The 16,509-nt window shown below is 69.6% G+C and carries 16 protein-coding genes; 9 read left to right on the top strand and 7 right to left on the bottom strand.

The genetic code is table 11. The annotated features are described in order from the left end of the window. The first annotated feature begins 351 nt into the window (after positions 1-351). A complete protein-coding gene (locus ACQUFX_RS11835; RefSeq protein ID WP_428966060.1) occupies positions 352-1,443 on the top strand; it encodes a peptidoglycan recognition protein family protein in 1,092 nt (363 codons plus the stop codon). Positions 1,444-1,502: 59 nt separating this feature from the next. On the opposite strand, the gene ACQUFX_RS11830 is transcribed toward ACQUFX_RS11835, so the two are convergent. Together ACQUFX_RS11830 and ACQUFX_RS11825 are read right to left on the bottom strand one after the other, a co-directional pair. Beyond that, the gene (locus ACQUFX_RS11830) at positions 1,503-2,600 is read right to left on the bottom strand and encodes an FAD-dependent monooxygenase (RefSeq protein WP_428966059.1); all 1,098 of its coding nucleotides are present in this window, start codon (positions 2,598-2,600) and stop codon (positions 1,503-1,505) included. Beyond that, positions 2,597-4,549 carry a LodA/GoxA family CTQ-dependent oxidase gene (locus ACQUFX_RS11825; protein WP_428966058.1) on the bottom strand — a complete coding sequence of 651 codons (1,953 nt, stop codon included), beginning with the start codon at positions 4,547-4,549 and terminating at the stop codon, positions 2,597-2,599. The genes ACQUFX_RS11830 and ACQUFX_RS11825 overlap by 4 nt, the downstream gene beginning before the upstream one ends. Positions 4,550-4,852: 303 nt before the next feature. Between ACQUFX_RS11825 and ACQUFX_RS11820 the strand changes: the two genes are divergently transcribed. Beyond that, a complete protein-coding gene (locus ACQUFX_RS11820) occupies positions 4,853-6,166 on the top strand; it encodes a molybdopterin oxidoreductase family protein (protein ID WP_428966057.1) in 1,314 nt (437 codons plus the stop codon). A 3-nt stretch (positions 6,167-6,169) separates the two neighbouring features. Next, positions 6,170-6,628: a hypothetical protein gene (locus ACQUFX_RS11815; protein WP_428966056.1), complete on the top strand. Its 459-nt coding sequence runs from the start codon at positions 6,170-6,172 to the stop codon at positions 6,626-6,628. A 13-nt stretch (positions 6,629-6,641) separates the two neighbouring features. On the opposite strand, the gene ACQUFX_RS11810 is transcribed toward ACQUFX_RS11815, so the two are convergent. Continuing rightward, positions 6,642-7,742: an L-dopachrome tautomerase-related protein gene (locus tag ACQUFX_RS11810; protein ID WP_428966055.1), complete on the bottom strand. Its 1,101-nt coding sequence runs from the start codon at positions 7,740-7,742 to the stop codon at positions 6,642-6,644. Then, positions 7,739-8,185: a hypothetical protein gene (locus ACQUFX_RS11805; protein WP_428966054.1), complete on the bottom strand. Its 447-nt coding sequence runs from the start codon at positions 8,183-8,185 to the stop codon at positions 7,739-7,741. Before ACQUFX_RS11805 ends, ACQUFX_RS11810 begins: the two co-directional genes overlap by 4 nt. A 127-nt stretch (positions 8,186-8,312) precedes the next feature. On the opposite strand from ACQUFX_RS11805, the gene ACQUFX_RS11800 reads away from it, so the two are divergent. The 3 genes from ACQUFX_RS11800 to ACQUFX_RS11790 all read left to right on the top strand — a co-directional run bounded on the left by ACQUFX_RS11800 (position 8,313) and on the right by ACQUFX_RS11790 (position 10,991). Then, positions 8,313-8,720 (top strand): four-helix bundle copper-binding protein, encoded by a 408-nt coding sequence (locus ACQUFX_RS11800; RefSeq protein ID WP_428966053.1) that lies wholly within the window; start codon positions 8,313-8,315, stop codon positions 8,718-8,720. A gap of 352 nt (positions 8,721-9,072) precedes the next feature. Further along, positions 9,073-10,557, top strand: coding sequence for a SulP family inorganic anion transporter (locus ACQUFX_RS11795; protein ID WP_428966052.1), 1,485 nt, complete (start codon positions 9,073-9,075; stop codon positions 10,555-10,557). Between the two features lie 35 nt (positions 10,558-10,592). After that, a complete protein-coding gene (locus ACQUFX_RS11790) occupies positions 10,593-10,991 on the top strand; it encodes a MerR family transcriptional regulator (protein ID WP_428966051.1) in 399 nt (132 codons plus the stop codon). Positions 10,992-11,129: 138 nt separating this feature from the next. On the opposite strand, the gene ACQUFX_RS11785 is transcribed toward ACQUFX_RS11790, so the two are convergent. Continuing rightward, complete coding sequence (locus ACQUFX_RS11785) at positions 11,130-11,693, bottom strand: dihydrofolate reductase family protein (protein WP_428966050.1); 564 nt, start codon at positions 11,691-11,693, stop codon at positions 11,130-11,132. A gap of 689 nt (positions 11,694-12,382) precedes the next feature. Here ACQUFX_RS11785 and ACQUFX_RS11780 point away from each other — a divergent pair. Then, positions 12,383-13,420, top strand: a complete 1,038-nt coding sequence (locus tag ACQUFX_RS11780) for a lysylphosphatidylglycerol synthase transmembrane domain-containing protein (RefSeq protein ID WP_428966049.1) — start codon at positions 12,383-12,385, stop codon at positions 13,418-13,420. A gap of 120 nt (positions 13,421-13,540) precedes the next feature. Here the strand turns inward: ACQUFX_RS11780 and ACQUFX_RS11775 are convergent, their stop codons facing one another. Then, a complete protein-coding gene (locus tag ACQUFX_RS11775; RefSeq protein WP_428966048.1) occupies positions 13,541-13,909 on the bottom strand; it encodes a DUF4190 domain-containing protein in 369 nt (122 codons plus the stop codon). 174 nt (positions 13,910-14,083) lie between these two features. On the opposite strand from ACQUFX_RS11775, the gene ACQUFX_RS11770 reads away from it, so the two are divergent. Beyond that, positions 14,084-14,785 (top strand): PRC and DUF2382 domain-containing protein, encoded by a 702-nt coding sequence (locus ACQUFX_RS11770; RefSeq protein WP_428966047.1) that lies wholly within the window; start codon positions 14,084-14,086, stop codon positions 14,783-14,785. A gap of 591 nt (positions 14,786-15,376) precedes the next feature. Beyond that, positions 15,377-15,748: an ArsR/SmtB family transcription factor gene (locus ACQUFX_RS11765; RefSeq protein WP_428966934.1), complete on the top strand. Its 372-nt coding sequence runs from the start codon at positions 15,377-15,379 to the stop codon at positions 15,746-15,748. A 155-nt stretch (positions 15,749-15,903) separates the two neighbouring features. Here ACQUFX_RS11765 and ACQUFX_RS11760 read toward each other — a convergent pair whose 3' ends face one another. Then, positions 15,904-16,323 (bottom strand): hypothetical protein, encoded by a 420-nt coding sequence (locus tag ACQUFX_RS11760; protein ID WP_428966046.1) that lies wholly within the window; start codon positions 16,321-16,323, stop codon positions 15,904-15,906. Positions 16,324-16,509 lie beyond the last annotated feature (186 nt).

Below are 16,509 nucleotides of genomic sequence, written 5' to 3'. Positions count from 1 at the left end.
TGCGCCCGATCGGAGTAATCCTCGACGGCTTCGGTCGCACCAGTCGTGGTCGTCGGCGATGTTCTCCCAGGAAGCTCACCTGGTGGGTCTTTCGACACCGGCCCCGCAGCGGCCGGTACCACGCAGGTCGGCATCTTCTGCGAATCATCCCTGGTCAAACCGTCGTCTCGGTACCTTGGACCTGGTCGTTCGGCGTCGTCCGACGATCATCGGAGGAAGGATCGTCGGGGCCAATCCGCAAAGCAGGACCCGCCCGAACAGGGTGCGCCGCCCCCAGATCGTCGCTCATCAACACGGTGGTTCTCGTCAGTCTCGTGACTCGCCACTCACCTTGGAGATCATGGAGGATCAATGGTCATCGAGCGCGAACCCGACCTCGCGGACGCCGCGCCCAGCACGATGTTCCCCTGGATCATCGACTGCGGTAGCTGGGGCGCCCGCCCGCCGAAGCCCCCCGGCGTGGAGCTGCTCGAAGGCACCACCCGGAAGATCATCGTTCACCACACCGGGGAGCCGGCGCACAACACCACCGACTTCTCCCGCGAGCGGGCAATGAAGCTGGCACGGGACATCCAAAGAGAACACCAGGATGTGCGTGACTACCCCGACTCCGGGCACCACTTCACGATCAGCCGGGGTGGTCATGTGCTTGAAGGACGGGCGCGCAGCCTCGAGACGCTGGAGACCGGCCTGGCCCAGGTAAGATCAGCACACTGCCCCGGCCGCAACCACGACTCGATCGGCATCGAGAACGAGGGTTTCTACATCGAGGAGACCCCGACGCAGAAGCTGTGGGACTCGCTGGTGCACCTGTGCGTCACGATCTGCCGGCAGTACCAGATCAAGGCGCACAACATCTTCGGCCACTGGGACTTCCGCAACACGCAATGTCCCGGCATCAGCTTCTACCGCCAGTTCCCCCAGCTGCGCCGGGAGGTGGCGGCCCACCTCGGAACACCAATCGGGGAGGTTCCGGAGCGCACCTGGCCCGACATCTACGACAACGTCGGCGGAACGTGCATGGGGGGCCCGGTGGGTGCCGTGGCCCAGTACCTCCTGCGCAACGCCGGTTACACCATCCCGCTGACGGATGGCGGGGGATGGTCCCCCGAGATGACCTCAGCCATCAAGGACTGGCAGCACAAGCACGGTCTCGAGGTGTCGCCGAACGGGACCGTGACCGCCGAAACCTGGGAGACCCTCGCACCCGAGCTGGACCAGCACGCCACTGGCGATGTGGTCAGGGCGCTGCAGAGCATCCTCATCCCCAAGGGATATTCGGGGGTCGCCGTCAACGGCCAGTTCGACAGCGCCACCGAGAACGCCGTCAAGGACCTACAGAAGCTGCACGGTCTGCCCGCCACTGGCGGAGTGGACATCAGGACCTGGTGTGTCATCACTGGCGGCGTGATCCGCGAGGCCTTCCGGGACGCCTCTCATTAGGGCGGAGCCGAGGGCCGGTCGTTGGTCGTCTCCGCCCGTGTGCAGGCTCGCGCAGATGACTACCGGCGTCGGTGCCAGAAGGGGCGCGAGATCCACCGCTGTTCCCTTCGGTACGCGTCGCGGTGGTGGCGGCGATACGCTGCCCGGATTCTGGCAAGGTTCGCGGCGTACCCGGGTAGGGCGTCACGCTCGCCGCGGATGTGCCGGTCAACGGCGCGGCCGGCGGCGAGCCCGGTGTAGAGGGCGGTGAGGATGCCCTGGCTGGAGAGCGGGTCGAAGGCGATGGCGGCGTCACCCGCGGCGATCCACCCGTCGCCGTACGGGGAGGTGAGGTGGATGCTGTGGGCCGCGACCCGCCGCGGTGGGGCCCATTCTGCGACCTCCTGAACAGCAGCGGTCACATGGTGGTGCCTGGCCAGCAGCGCCCGGTACCGGAGCGGCCGGTGCAGGTCCGCCGGTGCCAGGTCGGCATCGGTGAAGTAGGTGAGCACCCCGTGCCCGTTCGCGGCGGGCGCGGCATACCACCACCCGTCGGGCGCCGCCTCGACCAGCGAGGCGGCCAGGGCAGAATCGGCTGCGGGGACACGGACCTCGACACCGATGAGCCGGTCGGTGGTTCGGTAGTGGCCGCCGTGACGACGGGCGATGGCGCCGGCCCGGCCGGTCGCCTCGACCAGCCACGCGCACCTCACCCAACGTGCTCCCATCGCGCTGCGCAGCCGCAGGGTCCAGGCGTCGCCCGGCTCGCGCAGGGCCTCGGTGACCCGCGTGTCGTCGAGGGTCCGGGCTCCGGCGGCCACGGTGGCCGCGCGCAGTTGGCGGTCGTAGAGCGGCCGGTCCAGGTGCCAGCCGTGCCCGTACGGGTCGAGGATCGTGTCGACGCAGGCAAGGGTGTCCGAGTTCCAGGCCGACAGGTTGGCCAGGCACCGTTGGTGGCCGCCGGCCGCGTCCGGAGTGGGTAGGCCAAGTTCGTTCAGCATGCGGCGGGCCGCCCCGGGCAGGGCCTGCCCGGCCCGGGGCGTGCGGTGGCCGGCGTCGGCGAGCAGGACCGAGCGGCCGGCGCGGACCAGGGCCGCGGTGGCGGCGGCTCCGGCGGGACCGCCGCCGGCCACCACGACGTCGTACCAGGAACCGCCTGCCGGGCCGCCTTCGCTCACGGTTGGTCCCGGTACGGGCTGACCTTGTCGAAGTGGGCCGTCAGCACCTCATCGGACTGAAACGGGCTCTGCTCGATGACGTATCCGACCTCGTCGTCGGAAACCGTCGCACCGCCGGCTGTTTCGGGCACGTGCAAGGCGATCAGGTTGCGGGTGTACGGAACCTGGTCGAGGTCGAGCAGTGGCTCGGACTCCACCCGCATGGTGGCGGGAAACTCGCCGTCGTCAGGGCCGTCGCGGGTCTCCACGATGCCGAGCTTGGACCAGTTCTCCACCATCTGCTTGTGCTGCTGCTCATCGTCGCCGTGTAGCGCCCGGAACCACACCGCCCGCTGCTCGAAGGCCTTGCGCCGCACCTCGATGTCCTGGCGGGTGTCCATGACCGTGCGGTAGTCGGCTTCGGTGAGCACATGGTTGGGCACGGTCGCGGGCCACCACGTCGGCAGGTACGGGTCGAACCCGGCGGTGAAGCCCATCTCCTCCTGACTGGCGTAACCGGAACGGCACTCGGAGGTGTCGGTCTGCCACGGCACGGCCATCCAGCGGGTGAGGTCGCCGGGAGCCTGGGCGTACAGGGGGCCGTCGACCCCCATCGCGGTCTGCGGGGTCATCCAGGGCCCGTAGAACGGCTCCTGCCAGCCCTTGGGTCGGTGCCGGATGCGGAAGCGGCCCTGGTACATCGACGGATGCCGGATCGGCCAGGTCACCTCGCAACCCGGGTGGAACGCGTCGGCCAGGCAGAAATCAAGTGCGGCACGGTCGAGCGTCTCCGGCTGCAGATCCAGCGCCACGTCACGGAACTGCTTGCCGGAGGTGGGCGGGCTGCCCGGCACGAACTTGCCCGCCGCCCAGTAGCGGAACATGCGGTACTGCGTGGGTGACAACGCCAAGTGCTGGCGCACCGAGCGGGGCGGCACCGCCATGGCATCGCCGTAGATCCACGGCCACGGTACCGGGGAGATCCCGTCCCGGTCGATGTGGCGCAGTGCCGTGTAGATCTGGGTGCGCAGCTCCGCGTACTGCTGATCGGGCCGGGCGAGCTTGGCCATGACGGAGTCGTCGAGGAAATAGTCGGCCCCGCCCCAGCCGAACCGGGTGGCGAACCCGTGGTTGACCCATTGAAGCTCGCTCATCCGGCGCAGCACGGGCGCGATGTGGTCGTGGAACGACACGTCGGGAAAGGGCAGCACGCCGCTGGCGACGTGCATGTCGAACAGCAGGTCGTACAACGTGCGCACGCTCTTGATGCCGGGTGCGTAATCGGGTGGTCCGACGATGACCCAGGCCGGGTCCACCGGTACCTCGCGGCCGTCGATGGTGAGTTTCGCGGTTACGGGTCCGTCGGAGATGTCGTCGTGCCAACCGTCGTTGTTGGCATACGACTTCAGCGTCTCGTACTTCTTGTCGTACGGGCCGGCGGCGCCTTTGCCGCCCAGGACCAGCAGCCGCCCTTCCTCATCGGTGCGCAGATCACCGAGGTACACCGGGATGCCCATGAACGTTCCCGTGTCGAAGACGGCGCCCGTGCTGACATTGACACCACTGACCTCGCGGGGACCGGGCCTGATCTCCAGTTGGTCGCGCTTGGCGCGCGGCACGTCGGCGTTGCGCAGCTCGGCGTTCTTGGCTTGCTCGGCTTCGGGGATGTCCAACGCCAGCCGGAACTGGTACCAGGCGGCCTTCTTGTTGGCCAGCTCAACGCTCCAGCGCAGCGACGTGCCTCCCTGGGGGAGGATCTCCTTGACCACTTGACCTTTGGCGTTGTATCCGTACACCCGGAACCGGGCGGCCTGACGTTTGATCGCCCCGGACTGGTCCCGGTAGAAGCCCGGCTCATGAGGTGAGGGCTCGGACATCTCCGGACCGATGAAATACTCACTTTCGCTGTTACCTACCCGCGCCACACCGATCGCCGGGTGGACAGCCGCGCGGACGATTTCTTCTGCCATTGGTGTCTCCCACTTCTCAGTTGAGGGAACAACCACGAGCTTAGCGAGCTGCGGGGCTGGCATTCGGCGAACGGCGACATGCCATGTGCCCGACGCTAAGCCGCAACACCTGGCGCATGGCACGATGTCGGTAACGCTGTTCGCCTAATACGCCAGCCGCACCTGGTGGAGTCGGATTCCTCTCTGGTAGTGGGAAGTTCAGGCGCGGTACCGGTGTCGGCGTCGCCATGGTGACCATCGATGGATGCGTGGCGGTTTCATGTCCGGTCGTGGCGGTCTTGGGGTTGGGTCGTTGCTCATGGCGTGAGTACCGGACGGCGGAGTTGTCGGACGGCCGGCTTCCGTGCCCACGGCGCCCGAGTCGCCCACATCGCCGAGCTGGCCCGGCTGTGGAACGTCGAGGTCGACACCATCCCGCACTGGGCGCCACCGACGCACGCCATGCAGATCTTCCGGTACGCCGAGCAGGGCTCGATCAAGCTGCTGTGGATCACCGCCACCAACCCGGCCGTCTCGTTGCCCGACCTGTCGCGCATCCGCCGCATCCTCGCGCAGCCGGAGCTGTTCGTGGTGGTGCAGGACCTCTTCCTCACCGAGACCGCCGAACTGGCCGACGTCGTGCTTCCCGCCGCCACGTGGGGTGAGAAGACCGGCACGTTCACCAGCGTCGACCGGACCGTGCACATCTCCGACAAGGCCGTCGACCCGCCCGGCGAGGCAAGGTCCGACCTGGACATCTTCCTCGACTACGCCTGCCGGATGGACTTCCGCGACAAGGACGGGGAGCCCCTGATCCGGTGGACCGGGCCGGAGGAGGTGTTCGAGGCGTGGAAGGAGTGCTCGCGGGGCCGGCCCTGTGACTACACCGGCATCACGTACGAGAGGCTGCGCGGCGGCTCCGGCATCCAGTGGCCCTGCACCGACGCGCACCCCGACGGCACCGAGCGCCTCTACACCGACGGGCGCTTCCACACCGACCCGGACTTCTGCGAGACCTACGGCCACGACCTCGCCACGGGCGCGCAGTTCACCGAGCCGGAGTACCGGGCCACACAACCGGACGGGCGGGCGTTCCTGCACGCCGTCGACTATCAGCCCTCACCCGAGGTAGCCGACGACGAGCGGCCCCTGCTGCTCACCACCGGTCGCACCGTCTACCAGTTCCACACCCGTACGAAGACGGGCCGCGCCCCGCAGCTCAACCAGGCGGCGCCGCAGGTGTGGGTCGAGCTCAACGCGGACGACGCCGCTCGGCTCGGCATCGCCGAGGGCGACCTGGTCGGCGTCGCCTCGGCCCGGGGCGGCATCGAGGCCCGCGCCCGGCTCTGCGGCATCCGTCCCGGCATGGTGTTCCTGCCGTTCCACTACGGCTACTTCGACCAGGACCCGCACCATCGCACGCCGCGGGCCGCCAACGAGCTGACCGTCACCGCGTGGGACCCGGTCTCCAAGCAACCCCTGTTCAAGGTCGCCGCCGTCGCGGTGACGAGACTCGCCGACGGGCGGGACGTGCCCTCGCCGGCGCCGACGGTCGGCGGCAGTGCGCCGATCCCGGACGCCGACGTGCCGCCCACCGTCGGCGGACCGGCGGCGCAGGCCACCAGCGGGAAGGAATGAGCCATGCACCTCGCCCACTACCTCGGTCTGCTGCACCGCGCGCAGGTCAACCTGGCCGCCGCGTTCCGGGAGGTCGCCGACGCCCACGCCGAGGAACCCGACATCCAGCACCTGTGCCAGCAACAGGCGCGGCGCTGCGAGACACACGCCGAACAGCTGCACCCGTTCGCCGCCCGCTATGCCGAGGAGGCTCCCGCCGAACCCGACCGGCTGCACTCCCAACTGTTCACCGGCACCCGTACGGGCGGCATCGGTCTCCTGCGTGACCTGCAGGACCTGTACCTGATGGCCGCCGAGTGCGACATCGCGTGGACCGTCGTCGGTCAGGCCGCCTACGGCGCCCGCGACGAGGACCTGCTCGCGGTCGTGCGGCGCTGCGAGGCGGAGACCGCCATCCAGCTCAAGTGGCTGCGTACGCGGATGAAGGCGGCCGCACCCCAGGCGCTGGTCGTCGCCCAGTGATCAGCGTCGGGGCTCAGCGCAGCAGGACCGGGCCCGCGTCGATGCGGGTGCGGAACAGGACGTACGGCTTGCGGCGCAGGTCCTCGCCGCGCTGGTACGTCGCCTGGCGGTGCAACTGGTTGGCGGTCACGTACAGGTGCCCGTCGGCGGCGACGGACATGGTGTCGGGCCACAGCAGTCGCGGGTCGTGCACGACCGTCTCGTACTCGTTGTCGGTGCGGCGGCGCAGCACCGCGTTGTGCTCGTAGGAGGTGAGGTAGAGCCGGCCGGCGTCGTCGGTCTCCAGCCCGTCGGAGCCGCCGCCCTTGTCGCCCTCGTCGACCACGGTGGCGGCCACCTCGTCGGCGCTGACCCTGGGGTCGGCGAGGGCGTCGGTGGCGACGCTGTACCAGCGGCGGGACGCCAGCGGGCAGTAGTACAGGCGGGAGCCGTCGGCGGAGATGGCGATGCCGTCGGCACCCATGCTCACCGGCTTCGGATCCCCGTCGGAGGGGCGTTCGAGGAACGGTCGGCCCTCGACCACCGGCCGGAATGTGGCCAACGGCTCGGCCTTGGTGGACGGGTGCTCGTGGAGGCGGCGCCACGAGGCACCGCTGGCCAGGTCGACCACGATGATCCCGTTGGGGCCGGAGTCGGAGGAGTCGGTGATGTAGGCGATCCCGGCGTCAGCGCGGCGCAGGTCGAACCGCACGTCGTTGAGGTACGTGCTGGGCAGCGCCACGTCGGTGGGGAAGGTGATCACCTGGGCGACGGTGTCGGTGTCCAGGTCGACCCGGACGAGTTTCGGTCCGCCGGGCCGGGTGGGTTGGAACATCGGGCTGCCGGTGTCGAGGACCCAGAGCCGGTCGGCGGGGTCGACGACGATGCTCTGCACCGACACGAAGGCTTCCGGGTCGTCGTCGGCCGAGGGGCTGTTCAACGTCTGGTCGGGGAAGGGCACCTCCGCGCCGTCGCGTAGCTCGACCACCGTGGCGGGCACCTCGTCGCCCCAGTGGGGGAAGTTGACGAAAATCCGACCGGTGTGCGACACGCTGACGCCGGTGGGCATCGGCCCGGTGAAGGTGTGCACGACCTCCAGCTCGCCGGCCGGCTGGTCGCCCACCGGGGCCGTCATCGCAGCGCCGTGAGGGCGACGGCGGTGACCGCGCCGTAGGCCAGGTGCGGAACCAGGTCGGTGATCCAGTCGGCCGCCGACCACGAGCGCGGATCGGTGACCTTCAGCGCCGTCATCGGGCTGATCGAGGCCATCATCGCCAGCCCCGCCAGCGCCACCGCCGACACCCCCGTCGGCAGTCGCCGGCCACCCGCTGCGGCGGAGATCCCGGCGGTGGCCACGGAGGTGGCGTCGCCCGACAGTGCTCCGAGCCCGGACTTCCGGGTCTCCGCGGTCTGCTGGTCACCGGGGCCGACGTGGGCCAGGTCGGCCAGTCGGCCGGCGCTGTCCTCTTCCGCGCTGCTGGCCGGCCGGGCCCGCACCGCCATGTCCAGGTAGGTGACGGCGTTCAACGCGGACGCGCCGGCCGCGCCGGCGATCAACGCTCTGCTGTTGGGCGTCATCGTCGACTGCTACCCGTTTACCCGCTGATGACACCGACGGGACGGGCCCTGGTCCTGAACCGGCTCCGGTGGTGTGCGTCGGGCGTCTTCGGGTAGAGCACGGGAAACCGGGAGAGGGGACCCGCTGATGCCGAGCGGCACGATGGCGATGCTGGAGACGTACCCGAAGGCGATCAACCTGGACCGCGCGGAGCTCGCGGCGGCGATCGACGCCCTCAACGACTGCGCCCAGGCCTGCACCGCGTGCGCGGACGCCTGCCTGAGCGAGGACATGGTCGCCGACCTGACGACGTGTGTCCGGACGAACCTGGACTGCGCCGACATCTGCGCGACCACGGCCCGGGTGCTGTCCCGGCACACCGGCTACGACGCGAACATCAGCCGCACGCTGCTGGAGGCGTGCGCCACGGCGTGCCGGTCGTGTGGGGACGAGTGCGCCGGTCACGCCGACACGCACGAGCACTGCCGGGTCTGCGCCGAGGCGTGCCGCGCCTGCGAGCAGGCCTGCCGGGACCTGCTCGCCAGGATCAGCTGACAGCACGCGGGCGGTGCCGGCCGTCGATGACGTCGTTGGCGGTCTCCGTGGCAGCCGCGTAGTTGATCGTGTCCAGCGGTGGATCGGGGCCGGCGGCCGTTGCCCTACCACGCGGTGACGATCACCACGCCAATGCGCCTTAACTCTCCTCTCACGGAAGGGTAGGGTCGGGTGCTGTTGCCGGGGCGCGGCCCACACGGGCCCCTGGGCAGCTTCGACGTTGCGCGGTCGATGACGCCCGTGCGCGGGGGCGCAGCGACCGGCTGCGCCCCCCGAACCTGACCGGGCGCTCGTCACGGGGCACCGTCACGCGCGCCCTGTGGGTGGGTGCCCCTGATCGGAAATGAGCTGCATGTCTGCGCTGCTGTCGGCCGTCGGCCGTCCGTCGTGGCTGTCGCCGAAGGTCCTGCGTACCGAGGTTCTCGCTGGCCTGGTCGTCGCGCTCGCCTTGATCCCGGAGGCGATCTCGTTCTCGATTCTGGCGGGGGTTGACCCTCGGGTGGGACTGTTCGCGTCGTTCACGATGGCGGTCACGATCGCGTTCTGTGGTGGCCGGCCCGCGATGATCACGGCGGCCACCGGGGCGGTCGCCCTGGTCGTCGCGCCGCTGGCCAAGGAGCACGGCCTGGGCTACCTGATCGCCGCGGTCATCCTCGGCGGGCTGATCCAAGTGCTGCTCGCCGTGCTCGGGGTAGCGAGGCTGATGCGGTTCATCCCCCGCAGCGTGATGGTCGGTTTCGTCAACGCCCTGGCCATCCTGATCTTCATGGCGCAGGTGCCGCACCTGATCGGGGTGCCGTGGCTGGTCTACCCGATGGTCGCCGTCGCGCTGGCCATCATGGTGTTCCTGCCGAGGGTCACCACCGCCGTTCCGGCCCCGCTGGTGGCGATCATCGCGCTCACGGTGCTCACGGCCGTCGCGCAGCTCACCGTGCCGAACGTCGGTGACGAGGGCACACTGCCGGACAGCCTGCCGGTGTTCGGGCTGCCCGACGTGCCGTTCACCCTGGCCACGCTCCAGCTGATCGCCCCGTACGCGCTGGGTATCGCCCTGGTGGGGCTGCTGGAGTCGTTGATGACGGCCAAGCTCGTCGACGACATCACCGACACCCGTTCCAACAAGACCCGCGAGTCCTGGGGCCAGGGTGTGGCGAACATCGTGACCGGGTTCTTCGGCGGCATGGGCGGCTGCGCGATGATCGGCCAAACGATGATCAACGTGAAGGCCTCAGGTGCCCGTACCCGCCTGTCGACGTTCCTCGCCGGCGTGTTCCTGCTCGTCCTCGTCGTGGCGCTGGGCGACGTGGTGGCGCTGATCCCGATGGCCGCCCTGGTCGCCGTGATGATCATCGTGTCGGTGGCGACGTTCGACTGGCACAGCATCGCGCCGGCCACACTCAAGCGGATGCCGTGGGGCGAGACCATCGTCATGGTGACCACCGTCGCCGCAACCCTGGTCAGCCACAACCTCGCCATCGGCGTCCTGCTCGGTGTGCTGACCGCGATGGTCATCTTCGCCCGCCGGGTCGCCCACCTGGCCGAGGTCACCAGCGTGCTGGACCCCGACGGCACCACCCGCATCTACTCGGTGCACGGCCAGTTGTTCTTCGCCTCCAGCAACGACCTCGTCTACCAGTTCGACTACGCCGACGACCCGGACAACGTCGTGATCGACCTGTCCCAGGCGCACATCTGGGACGCCTCCTCCGTCGCGGCCCTCGACGCCATCACCACCAAGTACGCCGCCCGGGGCAAGACCGTGGACATCGTCGGTCTTAACGAGCCCAGCGCCGTCATGCACAACACCCTCGCCGGCACACTCAAGGTCGGACACTGATGACCGCGGCACCACCGCCCGGGCAGACTGAGGGGATGACCGGACGGCACATGCAGATCGGCGAGGCCGCCGAACGCGTCGGGCTGAGCATCCGCACCATCCGCCACTACGAGGAAGCCGGCCTGGTCCTGCCGTCGGCGCGCAGCGAGGGCGGATTCCGCCTCTACACCGAACCCGACCTCGCTCGCCTCGCCGTCGTCAAACGCATGAAACCGCTCGGGTTCACCCTCGACGAAATGCGTGACCTGCTCGCCATCCTCGACGGCCTCGCCCACGACACCACACCCGGCGCCGAAAGGGCGGCGCTGCGCGAGCGGCTCGCGATGTTCCACACCGCCGCCCAGGCAAGGGTGGACGCGCTACGCGAGCAACTGGCCACCGCCGAAGGCTTTGCTCAGCAGATGCAGGACCAGATCGAGCTGCACAGTAGCTGACCCGAGCCCGCCCCCGGAGGCGCCGGCCGCCACGACAGGGCCGGCGCCTCCGGGGGCGGGCTCCATCGCGGGCGTCGGCTCGCCGCGCGACGTCAGGCGTGTGGTCATGTTCAGTGTGACCGCACCGAAAGCCGTCGTTCACCGTCCGAGAACGCGGTAGCGGAGGTGCACGACGCCGTTCCGGAACCGGCGCTCATCGAGGAGCTCAAGGTCGACGCGCATGCCGGTCGGTAGCCCTGGCTTGCCCCCGCCGACGACAACGGGCAGGACGAACAGCCGGCACTCGTCGACCAGTCCGGCCTTGAAAGCCTGCGTCGCGAGGTCGGCACCTCCTACCGTGAGATCGCTGGTGGCCGTGGCCTTCAGCTCCTGTACCGCGGCGGGGTCGAAACGGCGTTCGAGTCGGGTGTCGGCAGTCGACACCGCGGCGAGGGTGGTGGAGTACACGACTTTGCTCGGCGCCTGCCAGGCGTGCGCGAAGTCGGCCGTGAGGTCGGACTGCGCGGCCAGAGCGGTGTCGGTCTCCCAGACGGCCATCGCTTCGTACAGTCGCCGCCCGTAGAGAAACGTGCCCACCGACCGCAGGAGGTCGGTGGTGAACGCGAACACCTCGTCGTCGGGTGGGAACCAGGCGAAGGCGCCGCTTTCGTCCTCGATGTAGCCGTCAAGCGACACGTTCGTCACGTAGATCAGTTTGGCCATGCCTCCACCTCTCGATGATGAGCTGCAACAGCCTGGACACTCGTCAGTGTGGCGTCCAGCTTGGTGAACGCCTGGCGCCCACCCTCCCCGCTGGGGTGCGCCAGGCGTTCGGGGAGCCACTGGCGGATCTCGACTCGCGTCCGTCCGTCGGGATCGTCATGGAACTCGATCCGGAGTCTCGTCCCGAACGGCTCGATGCCCTCCTGAGATGACGAGCTGCGGAGTTCCGGTGTTCATCCGAGGTCCCTGGGGCCGTCGGCCATCCGGTCCGTTGCCGGTTCGGCGGACGAGGGCCAGGGCGCGCCGGTAGGCGGTGACCGCTTCCCCGGCCGTGGCGACCCCCTTCGACAAGCCTGCCGCCCGCTACCAGGCCAGCGGGCAGATCGCCCCGGATCAGCGAGCGGCGGTGGCCGGCTTCGACACCGGCTCCAGCGCGGCGGCTGTTTGTGTCTGGCGTACCTCGATCTGCGCATCTACCAGGTACATCAGCAGTCTGCGAGCTGCCCCGGTCCGGGCGGAAGCTGGGGCCGGCCGTTTGCGAGGATCGGAGAATGGTAACGCATCGCCCTCCACCGTCGGCGCGGTCAGGAAGGCCGAAGGGCGGTAGCACGACAGCCTTACGGGCTGCACCGGAGCCAAGGTCCGTCGGTGACCCAGGACCTGCCGCCACAGCCTGGCGCAGGCCGTTGGTGCGTCTGCTCGTCGTCGCCGTGGTGGTGGGCGTCGCCGTGATCGGCCTGCGCGGACGCCTTCCCGCTGCTGGTGACGTCGGCAGCGCGCTGGCCGGCGCCGACCTTCGCTGGATACTGCTCGCCGGTGTGCTGCAGTTCGTGTCGATCAGCGCCCTCGCGCTTCAGCAGCGGCGCCTGCTGCACCCTCTCGGCGCGCGGCTGCGACGCGGCCACGCTCTCGCGATCGTCCTGGCCGGCACGGCGCTCTCCATCAGCGTGCCCGCGGGGCCGGCGGTGGCCACCACGTTCACCATCCGGAAGTACGAGCAGGCTGGTGCCACGCGGGAAGCGGCCGCCGCCACCGTCATCGTGTCGGGGTTGGCGTCCATCGGCGGGTTGACCCTGCTGTACGTCGGTGGAGGCGGAGCCATCGTCGTCACCCGCGATCCTGCGATCTCCCTGAACTGGCAGCCGTTGGTCGTCGTCGTCGTCGGCTTGGCCGCGTTCACCACCGTAGCCGTTCTGGCCGGGCGTCGATGGATCAGCCGGCCGTCACCTGGCGGAACCGACGTCACCGGTGGCCGGGCAAGCCGCTACCTGCGGTCCGTGCTGAACTCAGCCCGGGACGGATGGCGGGTGGGTGCCGGGTTCCGCGTCCATGACTGGACGGCCGCGCTCGGGTACACCGCCATCAAGTGGCTGGCGGACCTGGCGTGCCTGATTGCCACGGTTCGAGCGCTCGACCTGCCGGTGGGCATCGCGGCGCTCACCGGCGTCTACCTCAGTGTCCAGATAGTGCGGCAGGTGCCCCTCACCCCCGGGGGTATCGGGGTCATCGAGACGGCCCTGGCTGCTGGACTCATCGCTGCGGGCACGACGGACATCGGTCGGGCGGCTGCCGCTGTTCTGATCTACCGGCTGCTCTCCTGCTGGCTCATCATCCCGGTCGGCGGCATCGCCGCGGTGACGCTCCGTCGTACCCGCCGGCAGGCTGCCGACGCCCACCCGGCTGAGCACGTCACTGCCACGACGGGGGCGTCAGCGCTCGACGGGTGAAGTGCAGATCCGCGCCGGCGAGCACACCACCTAGGCCCGTGTGCCTGCACCCGATCCACCCCGTCAGCAGCAACGGGACGGAGGCAGTCAGAATGCGCAATTTGCCGCCGTTGTGGTGATTCAGTGAGGCAGCCTGTCGCGGAGCTGCTCGACCTGGCGTTCCAGGCGGTCAACCGCCTGCTTGTTGTTGAGGAAAGTAGTGACACCGGTGGCGAACGCGATGGCTACCAGGAGGGCGATCACGCTGAGGACCAGGCCGCCGATCGCGACGCCACGGCCGGTGACGCCGGGACGTCGGGTCATCCGTAGTGCCACGATGCCGAGGATGAGCCCGATGATCCCTAGCACCAGTCCCACGGGGGCGAAGATGGCGGTCAGCACGCAGACCACGGCGGCGACCCCGAACACCAGGGCGAAGGCAGCCGCGGAACTTGTCTTCGCCGCTGCGCCGGGACCGGCTGCCGCAGGCTGGGTGGGATGAGTGCTCACGTCGCTTCCTTCCCTCGCAATTGTCGCAGGGCGGGGGTGGATGCCCACATTCGCGGCCGTTATGCCTGGTCGGCCGCGCGGTTCCGCTCCTCCGCGTCGGGTAGGCCCCAGGCGACGAATGGACGAGGGCTCGTCGGGTACGCGGGGCGGTGACACGCGAAGGGAGGACGACCCGTGCAACTCACTGAACAGCAGGTGCGTTCGCTGTACGGCCAGGACGTCCAGGACCAGTCGGGTGCCAAGATCGGCAAGGTCCGCCAGGTGTGGGCCACTGCGGGGTACCCGGCCTGGGTGAGCGTGCAAACCGGTGGTGGCCCCGAGCCCATGGCTCCACTGGGCAACGCGCAGATGCAGCAGGGGAAGCTGATGGTCGCCTACGACAAGGCAACCGTCCACAGCGCCCCGAGCGTGGAGCCTGGCAACGACAAGCCGCTGAGCGCCGAGCAGACCGCGCAGCTGTACGCGCACTACCGGATGCAGCCGCAGCAGGCGCCGCAGGCCCGTGAGGAGCTGATCCGCTCCGAGGAGCGGCTGCGGGTGGGCACGGAAAGCCAGCCTGCGGGCAAGGCGGTACTGCGCAAGAACGTGGTCACCGAGAACGTGCACACGACCGTGCCGGTCGAGCACGACGAGGTGTTTGTCGAGCGCGAGCCGATCACCGCCGAGGAAGCGGGCCGCGTTCGCGCCGAGATGGGCGAGGCGCAGCAGGAGATGCAGCTGCGCGCCGAGCATCCGGTGGTGGCCAAGGACCGGGTGCCGGTCGAGCGGGTCCGCCTGGCCAAGAACGAGGTGGTCGAGGACCAGCCGATCGACGAGCAGGTCAGCCACGAGGAGGTCCAGGCGAACATCCCGGAGTCCAGCCGCCGCCAGCGGTGACGGTCGGCGTTCTGCTGCCTGAGAGCCAGCAGGTGGCCACGGGCGGGCGGGTCAACACCCGCCCGCCCAACACAGGCAGGCAGGTCGGACCGGACTCAGGCAATGCGGCTGCCGGGAAGCCGACGGGCGTGTGCCGTGGGGGCTGGCCCTACGGTCGGCCGCCCGTGTCGCCTGTCCGCCGGCGGGAGGGCCGCTGCCCGGCAGGCTGGCGACGAGATCGTCGAGAAGCTGCATCCGCTCCACCGCCGTGCGGCGGGCCTGTCCGGCCTGCTGGCGTCGGTGCAGTCTCGGTCCGCGCCCGGTTCGGCGAGGAGTGTCGATGTGCGAGCACCGTTCAGGTGGCCGTCGGTGGTGACGCCTGCCCACGGTTGTCGAGGTGGTGGGAGACGGGCAGAGCAGGGTCGAGCCGCAGAACCTGGGGCGCTCGGAGCAGGTCAGCAGACGCCACCGTGCGCCGACAATCACCACTCACACGATTCCGGCACCCCTGGTGCTTGATCATGCCGACCTGGCGGACGCGGCGGCTCTCCACACGACATTACGGTGATCTACCCCTCGTTTGCGCCGCCAGCAGGTGGTGTTGCTGCAACGATGCAAGACGTGGGAACTGCGAAGACTACGACGCCGGCCATCTCGCCCCTTGCTGGCGAACCGATCAAGCGCGCCGACGCCGAGCGGCTCGCGGGAGTGCTGAAGGCATTCGCCGACCCGGCCCGGCTGCGCCTGCTCAGCCTGATCCAGGCATCTCCCGAGGGGGAGGCGTCCGTCAGTGACCTCACCGCGCCGCTCGGACTCTCCCAGCCGACCGTCAGCCACCACCTTCGGATCCTCACCGAGGCTGGCCTGCTCGAACGGGAGAAGCGCGGCGTCTGGGCGTACTACCGCCTCGTGCCGTCCGCGATCACGGCGATCGCGGACCTGTTGACGCCTCCCCGGAAACGAGCAACGAAGAAGACCCGCTGACCCGGTGTCGCAGGAAACGGCGCTGGCACGGGGTCCGTCCGGACCAGCCGACACCGGGCGATCCTCCGGGCGGGGTCGAGGCCTCCCGCCTCGGTTCCGGCCCTGACCGCACCGCCCTGACGCACCAGCCGTACTCGCTGTCGCTTGGCCGGGTGTCAGGGCACAATCGCGTACAGGCGGTCGGTCGGGTCGACCACGGCGTTGAGTCGGGCCCCGACCACCAGGGCTGGATCATCCTTGCACTGTGAGGTGGACTCGAACGGCTCGAACGCGGGCCCGCTGATCAGCAGGCTCAGCTCGACTCCGCTCTCCTCGCCCAGGGAGGTGGGCCGCACGGCGGTGATCTCGGCGGTGGCGGCCACGCCCACGGCCTCCAGCCGGTGCAACTCCCGCCGGGCTCGTTCGTGCAGTCGTGACTCGTACCTGGCCAGCTTGACGCAGGAGATCGTGACCCCCACCCCGGCGACCCCCATGATCCAGCGGTTCAGGCTGGGCTCGCCGGTGGCGAAAGCGACGGCCGCGTACACCATGAGCGGACCGATCAGCAGCAGTGGAAGGCCCAGGAGCCAGAGCACCAGCCGCAGGAATCCACCGGACGGAAGGTTCGCCTGACGCGGCCGGAATCGATGCCCGTCCCGGTGAGCGCGCTCCGTCCGGGTGCGTACCCTCTCGGCACGGTCGGCATGGCGCCACCCTAACCCAACAGCGTCGTGCCCACCGCAGCCCGGGAAGCCCGGTTCTGAGTCGGTAGGGGCAAGGTG

The sequence above is a fragment of the Micromonospora fluostatini genome, from assembly GCF_050410825.1.
GTDB classification, from domain to species: Bacteria; Actinomycetota; Actinomycetes; order Mycobacteriales; family Micromonosporaceae; genus Micromonospora; species Micromonospora rosaria.
This window is presented reverse-complemented; position numbering and strand designations above follow the sequence as displayed.

Coding starts and splice junctions, on each gene's coding strand:
- ACQUFX_RS11800 (WP_428966053.1), top strand. CDS start 8,313: ATGCCGAGCGGCACGATGGCGATGCTGGAGACGTACCCGAAGGCGATC.
- ACQUFX_RS11810 (WP_428966055.1), bottom strand. CDS start 7,742: ATGACGGCCCCGGTGGGCGACCAGCCGGCCGGCGAGCTGGAGGTCGTG.
- ACQUFX_RS11785 (WP_428966050.1), bottom strand. CDS start 11,693: ATGGCCAAACTGATCTACGTGACGAACGTGTCGCTTGACGGCTACATC.
- ACQUFX_RS11795 (WP_428966052.1), top strand. CDS start 9,073: ATGTCTGCGCTGCTGTCGGCCGTCGGCCGTCCGTCGTGGCTGTCGCCG.
- ACQUFX_RS11790 (WP_428966051.1), top strand. CDS start 10,593: ATGACCGGACGGCACATGCAGATCGGCGAGGCCGCCGAACGCGTCGGG.
- ACQUFX_RS11815 (WP_428966056.1), top strand. CDS start 6,170: ATGCACCTCGCCCACTACCTCGGTCTGCTGCACCGCGCGCAGGTCAAC.
- ACQUFX_RS11835 (WP_428966060.1), top strand. CDS start 352: ATGGTCATCGAGCGCGAACCCGACCTCGCGGACGCCGCGCCCAGCACG.
- ACQUFX_RS11805 (WP_428966054.1), bottom strand. CDS start 8,185: ATGACGCCCAACAGCAGAGCGTTGATCGCCGGCGCGGCCGGCGCGTCC.
- ACQUFX_RS11765 (WP_428966934.1), top strand. CDS start 15,377: ATGCAAGACGTGGGAACTGCGAAGACTACGACGCCGGCCATCTCGCCC.
- ACQUFX_RS11825 (WP_428966058.1), bottom strand. CDS start 4,549: ATGGCAGAAGAAATCGTCCGCGCGGCTGTCCACCCGGCGATCGGTGTG.